At 40.5% G+C, this 18,249-nt stretch carries 8 protein-coding genes; 5 read left to right on the top strand and 3 right to left on the bottom strand.

From position 1 onward, the window contains the following. Positions 1 to 148: 148 nt before the first annotated feature. The 5 genes from EZ444_RS01975 to EZ444_RS01955 are packed head-to-tail and all read left to right on the top strand — an operon-like array spanning position 149 to position 11,525. Complete coding sequence (locus EZ444_RS01975) at positions 149 to 3,607, top strand: SusC/RagA family TonB-linked outer membrane protein (RefSeq protein WP_205945188.1); 3,459 nt, start codon at positions 149 to 151, stop codon at positions 3,605 to 3,607. A 17-nt stretch (positions 3,608 to 3,624) separates the two neighbouring features. Then, on the top strand, positions 3,625 to 5,238 hold the full coding sequence (locus EZ444_RS01970; RefSeq protein ID WP_131606699.1) for a SusD/RagB family nutrient-binding outer membrane lipoprotein: 1,614 nt from the start codon (positions 3,625 to 3,627) through the stop codon (positions 5,236 to 5,238). 23 nt (positions 5,239 to 5,261) lie between these two features. Further along, complete coding sequence (locus EZ444_RS01965) at positions 5,262 to 5,762, top strand: DUF1735 domain-containing protein (protein WP_131606697.1); 501 nt, start codon at positions 5,262 to 5,264, stop codon at positions 5,760 to 5,762. Positions 5,763 to 5,819: 57 nt separating this feature from the next. Further along, the gene (locus tag EZ444_RS01960) at positions 5,820 to 8,645 is read left to right on the top strand and encodes a M16 family metallopeptidase (RefSeq protein ID WP_225874601.1); all 2,826 of its coding nucleotides are present in this window, start codon (positions 5,820 to 5,822) and stop codon (positions 8,643 to 8,645) included. A gap of 60 nt (positions 8,646 to 8,705) precedes the next feature. Continuing rightward, positions 8,706 to 11,525 (top strand): outer membrane beta-barrel protein, encoded by a 2,820-nt coding sequence (locus tag EZ444_RS01955; RefSeq protein WP_131606695.1) that lies wholly within the window; start codon positions 8,706 to 8,708, stop codon positions 11,523 to 11,525. 128 nt (positions 11,526 to 11,653) lie between these two features. Here the strand turns inward: EZ444_RS01955 and EZ444_RS01950 are convergent, their stop codons facing one another. From EZ444_RS01950 to EZ444_RS01940, 3 genes are all read right to left on the bottom strand, one after another. After that, a complete protein-coding gene (locus EZ444_RS01950; protein WP_131606693.1) occupies positions 11,654 to 14,137 on the bottom strand; it encodes a zinc-dependent metalloprotease in 2,484 nt (827 codons plus the stop codon). Between the two features lie 15 nt (positions 14,138 to 14,152). Next, a complete protein-coding gene (locus EZ444_RS01945) occupies positions 14,153 to 16,699 on the bottom strand; it encodes a zinc-dependent metalloprotease (RefSeq protein WP_131606691.1) in 2,547 nt (848 codons plus the stop codon). Between the two features lie 95 nt (positions 16,700 to 16,794). Continuing rightward, positions 16,795 to 18,243 carry a RagB/SusD family nutrient uptake outer membrane protein gene (locus tag EZ444_RS01940; RefSeq protein ID WP_131606689.1) on the bottom strand — a complete coding sequence of 483 codons (1,449 nt, stop codon included), beginning with the start codon at positions 18,241 to 18,243 and terminating at the stop codon, positions 16,795 to 16,797. Positions 18,244 to 18,249: the final 6 nt, after the last annotated feature.

Below are 18,249 nucleotides of genomic sequence, written 5' to 3'. Positions count from 1 at the left end.
AAGCAGACCAGGAATGCAGCAAACATTCCCGGTCGAATGTTCAGGTTAATTACCGCCAACAAATCTTGAAAATCAATTTACGATTCAAACCCAAACAACCAAATGTATGAAAATTTGTACTAAGAACCCATGCTGGTATACCTACCACATGAAAAAACTATTGCTGGTTATGAAAATCACCACATTTCTATTATTGATAGCCATAATGCAGGTTAGCGCAAGCGGTTTCGCCCAAAAAATTACGCTTAGCCAAAAAGAGATTACCCTGAAGGAATTCTTCCGAGCCATAAAAAAGCAAACCGGATATAATGTCTTTTATTCTAACCAATTGATTAATGATTCCAGGAAAATCAATGTTGATTTTGAAAACGAGGATCTGGAGCCAGTCTTGAAAAAAGTTTTGACAGCACATGATTTGTCCTTTAATATAAGGGATAAAGACATCTCTGTGAAACCGGAGGAAAAGACATTTTTGGACAATCTTGTTGCCCGTTTTCAAGAAATTGATATCAATGGTAAGATTTTGGATGAAAAAGGAAATGCTTTGCCCGGAACAAACATAAAGATTAAGGGAACAAACAGGTACGTGATTTCGGATAACAATGGAGCTTTTTTACTTAAGTCCGTTGACGAACAAGCTATTGTCGTCATATCATTTGTCGGTCACCGTACTTTGGAAATTCCGGCCAATAAAATTAAGGGCACCATTACTTTACGTGCAATTTCTGCGAACCTTCAGGAAGTAAGTGTTACAACCGCTTATGGAATAGAACGGAGTAAAAAAGAACTGGGATATTCGGTTGCCCAGGTAACAGGAGAAGCTATCAATAAGGCCAATAGCGGGAATATATTGAATGGTTTGATAGGAAAGGTTTCCGGCCTGAATATCATGAGCCAAAGCTCGGAAATGTCCCCTAAAATGCGGGTACTGTTAAGAGGAATCCGGTCATTTGGCCAGTCGAGTAATAACCAGCCTCTATTTATATTTAACGGCGCACCGCTTTCTTTTGGTGGCGACATGAATGCTGCACAGCGCTCGTTAGAATTTATCAACAACTTAAATCCTGCGGATGTTGAAGAAGTAACAGTGTTAAAAGGCGCCAATGCAACGGCTATGTATGGACCGGAAGGTGTAAACGGTGTGATCATCATTACCACCAAAAAAGTGAAGCAGGGGGAGATGAGTATCAATGCTAGGGTAAATTCCTCCTACACTCGGTATGATTATAGACAGCGGTCTGATCAACGGACGTTTGGTGTAGGTGATGAGAGTGGTTTTGGAGTTGGGGGCGCACAACCCGGTAACTGGGGGCCTGCTTATGATGGGAAAATTATCAGGGTAGGCTTTCCTGATAAGGATGGTAATTATCAGGAAGTTCCTTACAGTGATCTGGATGACCGCTACAATTTTTTTAATGTCGCCAGGAACACGCGCGCCAATGTTTCCATTGCAGAAGGAAATCTAAACTCTTCCTATTATATAGGTGCAGGATATAACGATCAGACTGGATTGTTGCCGGGGGATAAAACCAGGCAATCTACTTTCTTATACAGTACCAACAAGAAAGTTGGAAAGCTATTGGATTTGCAGCTTAATGTAAATTACTCCAATACAATAGCTGACAGGGGAGCTGATGTGAGTTCAAAGGTTTTAAACACCCCCAGTTTTATACCTTTATTAAGCTACAAGGATTATAAAAATTCTCATTGGGCGACATTGGACAACTATTGGTTTGGCATAAACCCTTATGCCGCGCTGGATATGACCAGGTCTTTAGCAAGAGCTAATGCTTTTACAGGTAATTTTATTGCAAACTTTAAGCCATTCAAATGGCTGAACATCAAGGATCAGATTTCTGTGAACTATCAGGGGACAAATAATAAAATAAATGCGCAGCCCATTATCTTTTCAGACTTCGCCAGGGTAGATCCGGTTAAAGGACTGGATAAAGATGCATCTACCATTGATCAATTTAGCAGCGCTACAGCATTTAACAATGATCTGTTAATCTCAACAATTCACAAATCCGGCGACTTCCTGATCCGCGCAAACCTGGGCAACAGCATTCGCGACAATTTTGATAAGGCGCTTCAAACCTCTGCCAATCTTGTAGTTCCAGTGTTTAATAATGTCTTCGTGAGGACTGATCAAGGTGTTGCCGGACAAGAGAAACATACAACGACAAGGAGCATTTCAGCTTTCGGAAATGTCTCTTTAGGTTATAAGGATAGGATTTTCCTGGAGCTTACCGGGCGTAATGAATGGGATTCAAAGCGGGCAAAAGTGGCCAGAGGAAAGGATCTTTATTTTGGTGCAAATACCTCACTGATCCTGAAAGAGATCGTGCCTTTTTTAAAGGAACAATCCTGGATTGATATTTTCAAGCTAAGGCTGTCGGCCGCATTTACTGCGAATATGAATATTCTTCCCCAGCAAAGTGAAAAGACTTTCCAATTGCTGATTCCATTTCCCATTACAAATCCAACCACTGGAAAATCAGTTCTTGGATATGCTTTAACAGGGAATCCTAATCCTTTAATCAAACCTGAAAAAGTGTTTTCGCAGGAGTATGGAACAGAGCTAGCTTTTCTGGAAAACCGGATCAAATTTGATGCTGCTTATTACCATCAGATTAATAATGGTGTGATCATGGCTGTAGGTATTCCTCCATATAGCGGATATCCTGGTACAGATAATGCAGGTCGCTTTAAAAATACTGGATGGGAATTTGATTTAGGTATAAACCCACTTGTGGACTTTGGAAAAGATATTGACATATCCCTTACAGGACGGTTTTCTATCAATAATAATGAAGTTTTACAGGTCGCCGATATTTACAATGGTACATTTATTATGAATGATCCATACGGGAATTTGTTTTATGCGAGAGAAGGACATTCGGCATTTGAATATCCGGTAACAGATTTTAAAAGAAACCCGGAGGGAAAGGTAATTGTAGATAAAAATACTGGATTACCTACTGTAGATACACAGAATCCAAAAATAGCAGGAAAGACATTACCGATATACCAGGGCGGCGTCACTTTGAGTGTAAGGTATAAGCGTTTTACACTGAGTTCCCAAGCAGATTATTCAGCTGGAAATCATTTTCAGTTTAGTTCCGCAAATATACAAACAGGTGTAAGCAATTTAACTTTAATAAACAATAGGGAAATTTTTGTATTCCCAAATTCAGTAATTGAAGACAGTCCTGGCCATTTTATTGAGAATAAGGATGTGCCAGTTTCCAATGCAGGAAAAGATCTTTTTTCCAGGTTCGCAGCGGCAAGTATCCACACCATTACGAACGCATCATACTGGAGAATAAGAGAGGTTTCACTGCAATATGAAATGCCGTTGAAAACCAAGTGGGTAAAAAAGATTTCGGGAAGTATTTACGCCAATAATGTGTTCTCTTTTTATCCCCGCTCTAATATATACGGAGATCCTGTATTAAGCCAGGGCCCGGGCATACCTCAGAGTAGAGCTACAGTGGTTGGCCAAAACTCAACTAGTGACACAAATAATGTGAGTGGTGGCTCTGCTGATGCAAATGCAGGTCCTGGGCTGATTCTATATGGATTTACATTTGGTTTATCCTTTTAACATTATAATCTAAACATATGAAACGATATTTTAACTTTACATTAATAGCAGCAATTTTGTTGACTTTCCTGTCGCAAAGTAGCTGTAAAAAGGGATGGCTGGATGTAAATTACAATCCCCAACAGTTGACAGATAATGTAGTTACGCCGGATTTATTGTTGCCGCCATTACTTCTTGAATGTGCTGCACTCCCGCCTGATTTCGAGATTCTGTCGATGTGGCTAGGCTATTGGGCGGCTCCGACGTTGGGAACAAACCAAAGCCTTACTAACTATACAGACGTTGTAACAGGCTCTATTGCTTCCTCCAGCGTCCCTATACTTGAACAAAAATCTGCAGATCTGGGACAGGAATTTTATCTTGGTATTGCCAAGGTTGTTCGCGCGTTAATGTGGAGCCGTTGTGTGGACAAGTTAAATTTTGTTCCCTATACAGAGGCTTACAATCCCGCTATTCTTCATCCGAAATACGATAATGGTCAACCGATTTATGATGATCTGATCAAACAGTTGACTGAGGCAAGCGGACTGATTAAAAATGCGGATGTGACTAAGAATTTAAAAATTACCATAAGCGATATCATGTTTCATGGCGACAAAACAAAATGGCTACAGTTTATCAATACCTTAAAACTGCGTTTATTAATCCATCAGGCTAACCGTCCTGATAGGGCAGCTTATATTGCTGCTGAGATTCAGGTAATCAAAGACCAGGGATCAGGCTTTCTTCCTATGGGGGTTGAAGGGGCTGTGAATCCTGGTTGGATCATTTCAACTGCCGTAAATCCTTATTTTGGTCTTTATTCCAGTCATAATATCAGAGGAGGAGCAAGAGGAGATATTTATACTGGAATAACCAGTCCAGATATGGCGCACGCCAATGAGTATGGGCTTAATATGCTCAAAAGTGACAATGATCCCAGGATTGGCTTCATTTATTCCTCCACAGACAATGTTAAACCAGCTAGTGGTGCTGAACCTTTTCCGCAACCAGCACCTTCAAATTTCAGGGGGAGCCGTTTTGGACTGTCATTTAGTTCCTTCCAATATCCTTATCAGAACCGGGTTTATCTATCAGCAGTTGGCGGCTCAAGGAATATAGATGTAGTAACTCCTGCTTCAAGCGGCATTATTAAAGGCAATAATATGGACTCCTGGATCATTACCAGCGTGGAGAATGCTTTTCTGCAGGCTGAAGCTGTGTTTCGTGGATGGCTGCCGGGCGATGCTGAGCAGGCCTATCAAACAGCGATAAAAGCCTCTTTTCGCTGGCTTAACCTGGGTGGAAATGCAGCTACGCCTGCACTTTCTGATGCAGTGTTTAATGCCTGGTATAGCTCCCAGGTAAACAATCAAAGAGTAAACTGGACAACAGCACCTGACAAATATAAACTGATCATGTATCAGAAATACATTGGTTTGAATGGCATTGATCCGATCGAGACCTGGACAGACTACAGGAGAAATGGACGTTTTCCTGACGTACCTGTATCTGCTGATCCGACAAGGATTGCCAATACAGTTCCCATCCGGTTTATGTATACTCCGCGCGAAATCCTTACCAATATGGTTGAAATCAAAAAACTGGGCGAGATCAATGCGTTTACGGATAAAATCTGGTGGATGCCTTAATTTTTTAACTAAAAAATATAAAAATGAAAATATATATACTCATGGCAATGGTAATGTTGTCATTAAGCAGTTGCCTTAAAAATAAGGATGAGATTCTAGATTACCGTGGAATAAAGCCTATTGTGATCAATCCTAAATCTAACTATCCTTCAAAAACCATATTGCCAACCCTTCTGACGGATAGTGCATTTGGGGTAACCCGATTGAACCTTATAGCTAAGTACTCGTTTCAGGCTCCCGCACCGCGCGACCTTAAAATCGCCTTTATAAGAGATGACGCTGCTATGGCAAAGTATAATCCTTTTAATACTTTTACGCCGCTGCCTGCGGATGCTTATGAGATGAGCGCAAATGAAGCGATCATTCCAGAGGGGATGCAGCTGGGTGTGCTTCCTGTTAAAATTATTCCGGGAAAAATTGCCGGTAGCAAAAGATACATCATCGCCTTTTCAATTAGCAGTGCTGAAGGTATCGATATTCCGGGAAACTCCAAGACTATTATTATTACCCTTAAGGGACAATAATCCATCCACGTTGACCGGCAGGCTTAGTCTTGCCGGTCAATTTAACTTTCGTTTAATATGAATCCAAAAAAAATGTTGACCGGGCTACTATTGTGCCTGTTTTCAACGCTCTTTTATAAATCTTATGCACAGCAATTACCGCTCGACCCGGAAGTAGTTACCGGTAAACTGGCGAATGGTTTTAGCTATTATGTCCGCAAAAACAGTAACCAAAAGAAACGGGTCACACTTTATCTGGTAAATAAAGTAGGGTCGATTCTGGAAACAGAGCAGCAACTTGGACTTGCCCATTTTATGGAACACATGAGCTTTAACGGTACTACTCATTTTCCTGGGGCAACACTGGTTGATTTTCTGGAAAAGGCAGGTGTCAGATTTGGAGCAGATTTGAATGCCTATACCTCCTTCGATGAAACGGTATATCAGCTTCCCATTCCGATCGATGACCCAAAAATGCTAAGCAGCGGGCTGCAGGTAATCCGGGACTGGGCGGCTGAAGCTACGCTCGACCCCAAGGAAATTGACAAGGAGCGAGGTGTAGTGCTGGAAGAAAAAAGGCTGAGAAATGGTGCGCAACAAAGAATCCAGCAACAAACGTTTCCGATGATGGTTAACCATTCCCGTTATGCGGACCGTCAGCCCATAGGTACTGAAGAAGTTATCAAAAATTTTACCCGTGAAACCATTCTCTCATTTTATAAAGACTGGTATAGGCCTGATCTGCAGTCAATCATTGTTGTTGGTGACGTGGATGTGAAGGATGTGGTAAAGCGTATAGAACATTTATTTTCAGATCTGAAGAACCCAGAGCCATCCAAACCCAGACCTGTATATGATATCGAGTTGTCCGGTAAGAATCAGTTTCTTGCCATTACGGATAAAGAGGCACAGGGCACATTGATGCAGGTAATGATTAAATATCCTCATAAAAAATTACAGTCGCATTTAGATTACCTGGATTACATCAAAAGAAACATTTTTAACCAGGTTCTGGCACTCCGTTTCAGGTCAGTTTCACAGAAAAACGCAGGGAACTATTTGGCTGCAAGTGCGGGTTTAACTTCGGTAACAGCAAATGTTGATGCATTTAATGCGTCGCTTTCGGCACGACCGGGCGAATTGGAAAAGGGTTTTGCTGCATTCTGGTCTGAATTGGCCAAAATCAAAGCGCAGGGATTTACGGAAGCAGAAATTACTGCCGCCAAGTCTCAATATCTGGCTTCTATCCAGGCTTCTTTAGCTGAACGAGATAAAAAGCAATCGGCACAATACGCTAACGAATACGTCCGTCATTTTCTTCATGGAGAAGCAAGCCCTGGTATACCTAAGGAAGCAGAGCTCATTGAAGCTTATTTGCCTACGATCAGTTTGGGCCACCTAAACCAAATGGCCCAACAGCATATAGTTGATTCGAACAGGGATGTGATCCTGATTGCACCTGAATCAGCCAAATCAACTTTGCCTGATGAGGCTACTGTAAACGCTTGGTTCTCGAAATATGAGCAAGTCGCGGGGAGTGGTGATGATACAGACGCACAGAAGCTGATAAAGAAACTTGCAAAAATGCCACTGATTGCTTCCCCTCCGGTAAAAGGTAAGGTGATTTCATCAACAGAAATTAAAGAACTGAAAATTACCGAACTAAAACTTAGCAATGGGGTAAGAGTGATATTGAAGCCTACTACCTTTAAAAATGATGAGATCATTTTCAATGCTTACAGTCCGGGAGGAACCTCCATTTATCCGGATGTTGATTACCAGTCCGCTACCAATGCCGCCCCTTTGGTTACAAGTGGCGGCTTGGGGGATTTTAGTGCAGAAATGCTAATACAAAAATTGACGGGAAAATCCGCATCTGTGAGTCCCTACATAGGCGAGCGTACAGAGGGCATATCCGGTTACAGCAATACCCATGAACTGGAAACGGCCCTTCAACTCATCCATCTTTATTTTACCGAACCCCGTAAAGATACAGCGGCATTTAATGCGATTATGAGCAGAACCAGAGCATCACTTGCAAATCCTGTTCTTACCCCGGAGAAAATGTTTGGTGATACCCTAAGTGCTGTTCTCAGCAATTATAGCGTCCGCAGGAAGTCTGCCGGGCTTGCCGAACTGGAGCAGTTAAGCCTGGACAGGGCATTTGAGATCTATAAAGATCGTTTTAGTGATGCATCTGATTTTACATTTGTGATGGTGGGGAATTTTGATGAGAAAAAGATCAGGCCTTTACTGGAACAATATTTAGGCTCACTGCCTTCAGCAGGCAGGAAAGAAGCCGCAAGGGATCTCAAAATTCAAATACCTGCTGGCAAGATCACAAAGACTTTGTACAGCGGCTCGGAAGACAAAGCAACCGTTCAGCTCGTACTCAGCGGTGATTACCAGTACAGTGAAGAAAACAGGTATAATATGGAAGCCATTAAATACATCCTTGGATTGAAGTTGAATGACAGGTTGAGAGAACAGGAGGGGGGGGTATATTCTCCTTCGGTATCTTTAACTTCGTCACGTAGACCCAGGTCAAGGTATGCTTTTTCCGTAGGTTTTGGCTGCTCACCCGCAAATGTTGAGAAACTGATTGCTTCGGTATGGGAAGAAATTGCTAAACTCCAAAGTAATGGTCCTTCTGCCGATGACCTTGCTAAATTTAAAGCAGAACAGAAAGTGGGCACTAAAAATGCGATGGGAACCAACGCTTTCTGGCTGAGCTATCTGGGTAGTCAATTTCAGGAAGATTCTGATCCTAAACAGATTTTGCATTTTGATGCTGTCATCGATGGCATGACAACTGGTAAATTAAAAGAAGCCATGAATATTTATTTGAATGATAAAAACTACGTGCGTGCGGTACTAATACCCGAAGACAAATCAGTTAATTAATATCTCTCAAATGTACAACGGGGAGGCAGCTCCCTGTTGTACTCAAAAAAACAATTATCTATGAGATCAATCCGTTGCATCCTTTGTGTTGCGGTTTTTTGTTTTACCTGTCTCTCTGCGAACGCACAGATCAGGGTGTCAGCAACCCCGGTGCAGGTGAGCGGGACTATTAAAGGAGTGGTAACATCACAGGCCTCTGGAAAAGTAATCCAGGGTGTTTCTGTAATGGCAAAAACAAAAGATAGTTTATTATTAAGCTATACATTTACTAACGAAAAAGGCGAATATATTTTATCCAAACTCCCATTTGGGCAGGATTTTAAAGTGTTTGTCTCATTGTACGGATACCACCGTGATACCTCCGAGGTTCAAAGATTTAAAGTTTTGGAACCCATGGTGATCAACAGGAACTGGACATTATCCACTGACTTAAATGCGCTGGATGAGGTGACAGTTAAAGCGCGTAAACCGCCATTTGTCATTAGAAAAGACACGCTGGAATTTGATGCTGCTTCATTTAAATTACTTCCACATGCGATACTGGAAGACCTATTGAATCGACTTCCGGGGGTATTGATTGATAAAGAGGGAAATATTACTGTTAATGGCAAAAAGGCAACTAAAATACAAGTCGATGGGAGGGATTTCTTTGGCCGAAACACAGTCATTGCAACAAAAAATCTACCAGCAAATATTATAGATAAGATCCAGGTTACCCCAACTGATGATCCGGCAAAAAGAATTAACAGAATGCTTAACCCGGCTACGGATGATGTAACCATAAACCTGCTGCTGAAGAAAGATCAAAATAGAGGACTACTGGGAAATGTAATGGCTGGCTATGGCACAAAAGATCGTTATTCGGCCAGCGGTATGTTAAGCTCTTTTGGTGGAAAGATTCGATTTGGTCTGTTTGGCTCTGGTGGGAATGGTAATATGATTAATAGTGCTGGAGCAAACCCTGGTGCCGGGCCTTCTGGAATGCCAGTAGGTGGTACACTTACTGCTACCGGTGGTGGTTTAGCCGCAGCTATAAGGGGGGCTAAATCTCCCGGACTTTCGGGTGCTGGACTCAATGACCGAAAAAATCTATCCAGTACATTCAATACCGAGCTAAGTAAGAAGGTTAAGGTTAATGGTAATTATAATTTCAGTCATCAGAAAAGCATACTGGAAAAACAATCACAAAGAATTAATTTCCAGGATTCGGGTAATTTGAAATATTTTGAAGACCAATCAGGTGCCGACTATAACAATACCCATTCTTATTTGACAAATATTGAATTCGCACAAGACACTTTGACTACCTGGCGGTTTATGGCCACAGTAAATTATGCCCCCTTTAAACGTGAAAAACAGACCTCTGCTTTGAGCGAGGGCCCGGATGGTGCTAAATTGAACTCTTCAGATATTTATAATCTATCTGATGGTACCCGAAAGGGATTTACTCATTCCCTGTTTTTTGGGAGACGCTCGAAGGATGGAAAGACAGGTTTTATACTGAACTGGAATATTAACGGAGATCAGACAGGAGATCAATTGACTAACTATTCAGAGAACGAGTTTATCAATAATGTCGGAATATCATCTAAAACTACAATTGATCAAAAAGGAGATTCGAGAAGAAATTCACTAAACAATGATTTGTCTTTACAGTTATCTAGAAATTTAAACAAGTCTTTCACAGGTCAATTGGAGTACAGGTTGAACCAGCAATCAAATCGATTGAAAAAATACCTGTTTAATATTAATGGCTCAGGTAAGTATGATGTTCTGGATACTGCGCAGTCCGGTGATAGTAAGGACAATAATATACAACAAAATGTGTCCTTTCAGTTAGCTTATAACAAGGAACGTTTCAGTGTTGCCTTGAATGGTGGAATGCGTTTTATTAATCAGCATAACCGGCTTTTTATTCAGGATACCTTAATTACTATAAACCAGCGTCAGTTTACGCCAAAACTTATTTTAAATTATTCGCTTGCTAATAATGGTAACCTGAATTTAAGTTACGATATCGCATCTTATGCGCCCTCAGCTGATCAGCTGTCACCAGTAAATGACAACTCCAATCCTTTGTTGGTTATTATAGGTAATCCTTTTCTCAAAACGGGTTTAGGACACAATATCAATGCGGGGTTTAGCAAGTTTTTTCCTAACCATGAAGCCAATCTTCATGTCAACGGAGGAGCGAATTTTATCAAAAACCAAATTATCCAGGATGTCGTTTATGATGATCAGGGAAGACAGGTACAGAGCTATCGAAATGTGGACGGATATAATTCTTTTCGTTTGTCAGGGGGCTTACAAAAAGGATATCATATAAAGGAATTGAGTATTAGACCCTTTATAGATTTGGCCCTAAATAAAAAGCAGGATGTGGGTTTCATTAATTCACATAGAAATGAAACCAAACAATGGCAGTATGGCGGGAATACAGGATTTGCTGTTAGTTATATGAATTTTGTGTCTCTTTCCTCATCGGCGGATGTTTCTTTTAACAAAACGGACTATAGTTTAAATGATCGTGAGGATCTCAATTATAATACTCAGAATTATTCGTTTACGCTAAAAGTAAGCCCCGTTAGCAGAATTGAATTTGGAAGTCAGTTTTCCTATCAGTACAATTCTCAAATTCCAAAGGATTTTCAACGTACTGCAGTGGTATTGAATAGTAGTTTTGGTTGTCGTTTTCTTAAAAGCCAGCAATTAAATTTTAAACTATTTGTGAATGATGTGTTTAACAATGCCATAGTTAATTCTACTATAGTAACTCCTTTTTATAGCGAAAATAGCAGTGTCAATTCCTTAAAAAGATATTTTCTTTTTTCGTTGCAATACAATTTTAATGGCTTATCTGCTACGAATAAGATCAGGTAGATCGAGACAAACATTCTTTACTCTTTTTGCTTAGCGGGTTTTATATGGAACAGGCCGGATTTTTTCCGGCCTGTTTGTTTTATTAAAAAATTGGATGTTATTAGTTTTATTTAGTGATACTTTTGGTTTTATTTTGAGACGTTTTGCTTGGCTATAGCAAGAGGTTGATATAAAACAGCATATAACTTATCATACAGGTCAGATAAGTGCGCCTTACTTCCTTTATCTGCTGCAGTTGAAATTGCTCGTTTAAGATCAGCCGTTAATTCTTTTGCATGTACCTTAACTGTTGATGTTGCATCAATGTTAGTGCTCAATCCAGTCTTGTATAAGGTTATTAAATTTAATACATAACTTTTTTGAAGGTTGCGCCTATTTAAACTAATGGCTTGATGTACTGGTAATTCAGAAAATATCCCTTGTTTTAAATCATAGAGCATTTCAGACACAGGATAAGCTAGAATTCCGGAAAAGAGTTCCATGGCTCTCATCTGCTCGATCTGTTTGATGTCCAGCATGGCCCTGATCATATCTTTTTGTATAGCTTCTACACTGTTAAAGTTCACAGCTGCAAGGCTGTACATCTTTTTATCCATCAGCCAATACGGGGTAGAGAATAATTCTTTTTGTAAGAAAACCATACTTTTCTTTTGTTTTTCTTTGCTTATAGCAGTATATACCACGCCAGGCTGTTCAGATGTTTTAGGATCTGTCATCAATCCGCCAAAACTCATCGCCACATGGAACATATAACGCTTGTACTGGGCAACAACTTCTTCGTACATTTCACCTGCTTTTACATAACTGTCACCAGGTTTAATGGTCCAACTGATCAGGTTAGGTAATATTCTCTTAAGGTTTTTAATTCCATAGTTACTGGCCAATATGGCATCATTACCCAGATCCTCGTTTTGATTTCTTGGATCCAGCATCGAGGTGGGCACATCATTCACCCGTTCAATGCCAAATTTGTATTGTTCCCCTGTTTTAAGTTTGTCAGTGATCCATTGATTTAAAATTTGTTTTTCTTGTTCAACAGTTTTATTCTCCGGTAAGACTCTATATCCCCATTCTATCGCCCATTTGTCATAATCTCCTATTCGGGGGAATATGCCTTTTTCACTGATATGGTCTTCAGGCTGGGCTACATAATTAAACCGCGCGTAATCCATAATGGAAGGTGTGTGGCCGTGTGCTTCCACCCAGGCTTTATCTCTCAATTTTTCAACAGGCGTGGTAGCAGAAGCACCCCAGTTATGACGTAGGCCGAGCGTATGGCCAATTTCATGTGAAGATACAAACCGGATCAGTTCACCCATTAGTTCATCATCAAGGTGTGGTGTTCTTGCACGCGGATCAATAGCTCCCGCCTGGATCAGGTACCATTTATACAATATCTCCATTACACTATGATACCAGTCTACATGCGATTCCATATTCTCGCCCGTTCTTGGATCTTGTATGGTATTACCCGTAGCATTGGCCCTGCCAGATGCTTTATAGACGACCACATTGTGACGGGCATCATCTATGTTGAACGTCGAATCGTTTAAAGATACCTCTTTGCCAATAATTGCATTTTTAAAGCCCGCTCCTTCCAGGGCAACCTGCCAATCATTTATGCCCTGTATTAAGTAAGGTACCCATTTTTTTGGTGTTGCCGGGTCTATATAAAAGACTATAGGCTTTTTAGGCTCTACCAGTTCACCACGGTCGTACCTTGCGCGATCTTCATCTTTTGGTTCCAGTCTCCATTTCCAGATATGATGGGTATCTTTTATCCCTTTAGGGTTGTCGTCAAAATCCTTATAATCGTTCCAGACCAATGCGAGGTAGCCCACACGCGGATCATAACTCCGTGTTTTCATTGGTTCTTTAGGCAAAAGGATAATAGAATTATTAAATTCAAAAGTGAAAGTCTGGGTTCCACCAGGCGAAGCCATACTCATAGTCCTTACATTTTTGATCTCCACATTCGTAGGATAGGCGAGGATCTCCTTAATGTAAGAGCGATCTGCCGCTACCGGACCATTTATGATTATTGGCTTAAATGTAGGATTGTATCCAAAAATACCATTTTCAGTTCCAAGATAGTCTGTCATGTCAATCACGACGGTGTTTTTAGTAGTATTCACCGCCTTAATTGGAAAAAGAGCATAAATGGGCTGCATATTATTTTTTAATAATGCACGCGATACTCCGTTTTGAGTGCTGTCACCTGAACGCTCTGTATAACTAATCGCTTTTAATGCAACTTTATTACCCGGGATCTTTTCAAAATGAAACATGTTTTGTCCCATCCAGTCGCCCCCGTAATTACACATTGCAGCGTTCAAAAAAACAAAACGATAATCAGCAGGAGAACGAATGATCCTGTTTACTGTAAAAAGATCCCGGTTAAATACAGAATCAGGTAGTTCAAATAAATAGCGTTCCGCTACTTTATGCACTGTAAAAAAACCAACTGAACTTTTAGCTGTTGTTGGCACTATTTCCGGGTAAGGCTTGATGCCATCTGTTTTTAACTGGGCCGAGGCAGGAAGCGGATTTGCTGCAGCAAAACCCAGTATCAGTAAGGATAAGCCATATATATATAATAATTTTAGTTTCATGGAATTTATTTTTTGTTAAATGGCCTTTTTTATTTGTGATGGAGGTGCAGGCAATGCCGCAGGATTATATAAAGCGAGATATAAGCGTTCTTTCATATCATCCAGATGGGCTTTTGACACCTTGTTAGCAGTTCCTGTATAAGCTTTTCTAAACTCCGCCATTAATTCCTTTGCATGTGACCTGATCACTGATCCGACCTCACTATCTGCCCCGGTTCCGGATTGAAGCATATTGCTTAACTTTAGCACATAGGCTTTTTGCAATTCCCTGCGATAAACATTGATACTTTTATGTAGTGGCAATTCCGAAAACACCCCTTTTTTCAATTCACTCAGCATCTGAACTGCTGTATAAGCTTTTTGCGGATCAGATGCTTCAAAACTTATTAACTTGGCGATACAGCGGGAATCCAGGAGAATAGACAGGACATTTTTTTGAACTGTCATTACTGGATTATAACTAGTATATGTTAATGCATACAGTTGATTATCTTTTAACCAATAGGGGGTCTCAAATAGTTCTTTTTGTAAAAAGACCATTGCCTGTTGTTGTTTTTGCTTACTTGCAAAACGGTAAACTACGCCTGGCTGGTCGCTATTTTTAGGTGTAATATATAAGCCACCAATTGTGTAAGCAGCATGCTGCAGGTAACGCTCATACTGATTTACCAATTCCAGGTAAATTTCCCCGGCACGATCATAATTCTCATACGGTCTTTGAGTCCATTTTATCAGATTCGGCATCACTTTTTTTAGGTTTTTAATACCATAAGTACCCGCAAGTACTGCATTGTTACCTAAATCATTGCGTTGATTGCTAGGGTCATTTACCGTGCTAAATGAAGATCCGTCTTCGCCGCCAAATTCATATTGTTTTCCAGAGTTTAACTTGTTAATGATCCACTTGTTCAATATGGTATTTTCTTCTGCTGATGTTTTACTATCAGGAAGCAATCTGTATCCCCATTCAATAGCCCATTTATCATAATCGCCGATTCTGGAAAACATAATGTTACCATCAGCATGATCTTCAGGCTGAGCTACATAATTACAACATATGTCGTCCATTATAGAGGAGGAAATACCGTTTCTCTCCACCCAGGATTTATCTCTAAGCTTGGCTACTGGTACTGTAGAAGAAGCATGGAGGTTATAACGCAGGCCAAGTTTGCTGCCGATTTGCTGTGAAACTGCAGACCGCATAAGTTGGCCCATTAGTTCATCATCAAATTGTGGTTTACGGGCACGTGGATCTGTTGCTCCAGCTTGTATCATGTAAGCTTTGTAAAGCTGATCTGTCGCATTGTGGTACCAGCTAATATGGGCCTCTAAAATTTCACCACTTCTTGGATCCCTAATTATATCTCCACTAGAAGCCATAACGTCTGCCGGTTTGTATACCAGTACATTGTGCCTTGCATCATCAATATTCCAAGTAGAATCGTTTACAGGGGCTTCTCTACCAATGATCGCATTTTTAAAACCTGCTTTTTCAAAGGCGATCTGCCAGTCATTTATGCCCTGGATTAAATAATTTACCCATTTTTTCGGTGTTGCCGGATCAATATAAATGACAATCGGTTTGGCCGGTTCAACCAGCTCACCCCGTTTATATTTTTCAAGGTCACCAGCATTTGGCTCCATCCTCCAGCGAAGGATATTGCCAACGGTTTTTACACCACGCGGATTAAGGTCAAAATCCGTATACTCATCGAAAAAATATCCTACACGATTGTCATATTGCCTTGCTTTCATTGGTGTTTTTGGTAGCAATACTATAGAACTGTTCATCTCAAATGTATAGACAAGCACTGGCGCGAGCGCCCCATCTGATTTTTGATAGGTTTTGACCATTTTGATCTCTATATTCATTGGGTAAGCTTTTACGCTTTTCAGATAAGACCTGTCTGCAATGGGGTTTTGTAAACCTGACAACGTTTTTTGCGCAGCGTCAAAACCGAACAGTGGGTTGTCACCACTAATGTAATCGGTTATTTCTATTACACTGCTATTATTTTTGCTGTTAATAGTTTTAATAGGGAATGAAGAAATAATAGGCTGCATAGTGCTTTTTTGAATAGCTTTATAAAGGCTATTCGCTGACGTATCGCTTGTACGTTCCTTATACGAAGTGATTGATGCAAACATTTTGTTGGATGGGCCTTTCACAAAGTTGAACACGTTTTCACCAATCATATCCCCTGCATAAGAAACAGACCTTGATTCGGGTTTTCTGAAATCAGCAGCCGATCTGGAGATTCTGTTTACTGTTAGTAATTCTCTACCTAACAAAGAATCAGGGATTTCTAGAAAATATTTTTCATCGACCTTATGTACCTTAAAAAAGCCACTGGACGTATTGGCACTTGCAGGGATAATTTCCTCATAGGATTTTAATCCATCTGTTCTTGGAAGAGGTTTTGTCGGTGTTATAGCGGAGGGAGCACCTTTGCCTTTGACAATGACCTTAGCTGTATCCTTTACCTGTGCAATGCTATGCAGGGAGATTGCAGAGATTAAGATTGCAAGGTATATTATAATGATTTTTTTTGAAGTTTTCATTGCTTTTTATAATTGACTAACGAAGCTACCAAGAGTCAGATGCATACTTTTAGGCATTTCACTCTTGGTAGTATTATCAAATAAGTTTATAATTATTAGTTATATCCGGGAGCCTGGGTCAGGTTAGGATTAGCATTGATATCTGCAGTTGGAATTGGCCATATCTGTTTTTGACTCGTCCAGATGCCACCTTTAAGTGGGGATGCAACGGACATTACAGCGTCAATTGTGCCTGTACGTTTTAAATCAAAAAAGCGGTGACCTACTTCTGTGAAAAGCTCGGTACGTCGTTCCTTTGCTATACTTTCCAGCATTTCAACTTTTGTCACTGCAGCAGTCCCAGTTAAACCTGCTCTACTTCGTACCGCATTAATGTCTGCCTGCGCAGCATTTGCACCGATCAGATTATTTTGCTGGGCTCTGGCCTCCGCGCGAATAAGATACTGTTCTGCAAGTCTCAACATCACTATATTTTCTACACCATTTACTTTACTTTTATATTTGGTCACCAAATAGTGGGTTTCTGGTAAGGCAGGAGCTACAGGGGTTGTTGTTATTCTACTGGCCCATGTCGTTAGCCGCTGATCTGTACTTTCAAAAGAAGAAACCAAAGTAGGGCTTAAGGTGGCGGTTACACCATAGCTAGGCAATGTTCTTGATACTGCAAAAACGGTGGGTGCGTCATTAAAATAAACGCTGTAATCTTTTACCCAGGGCTGACCTGGCGTAGTTGCATCGATAGCAAAGGACCAGATAGTTTCCTTACTTGCCGCCAAAAAAGTTTGTGCAGGTGCAGGTAATTCATAATTAGCCTTATCGTTAATCAATATATTTGCCTGCTCTTCAGCTTTAGCCCATTCTCCGGCGTAAAGGTATACTCTTGCCAGCAGTGCTGTAGCTGCAATCTTGTTTGGACGGCTCCGACTTGTAGTCGTAACTCCCGAAGCATTGCGATAATCAGTACTTAATAACGATTGAGCCTCCTGGAGGTCAGCAATAATCTGCTTATAAACTTCAGTTTTGGGCGTACGACCCAGTACATTATTGATCCTAAAATCTGAACTCGTCACCAAAGGCACATCCCCATAAATATTTGTTAAGTAAAAATGAAGCAATGCACGCAAAAACAATGCTTCCCCAATCCATTGATTTTTATAATTGATAAGCGAAGTCGAAGCACGTATACCTTCAATGGCCAGGTTGCAATTGTAAATATGAATATAAAAATCTGACCAGTATTTGCGGGCAAGATTACTTGTAATTGCATTTCGGTAAAAAGCGTTCAAATCAGCGTTGGGCGACTGATTTGTCAGTTCATCGCTGTACTCCCCTGTGAGAAAACCTATTCCTTGTCCATCAAATTCAGTATTGATAGCTAAATTTCCTAAAATATGGCTTATGGTCGCCGCCGCCGACTTGTCATTTGTAAAAGCACTTGATCCGGAAATTTTATTCAGCGGAAGTGGTATTTCTAAATATTTTTTACACCCTGTTGCGAAGGTCGCTGTAAGCAAACAAATCGCAAATATATTTTTAAGTTTCATAATGCT

This window comes from Pedobacter hiemivivus (assembly GCF_004331685.1).
Lineage (GTDB): Bacteria > Bacteroidota > Bacteroidia > Sphingobacteriales > Sphingobacteriaceae > Pedobacter > Pedobacter hiemivivus.
Note: the sequence above shows the minus strand (reverse complement) of the source record. Positions and strands in the feature narration are given on the sequence as shown.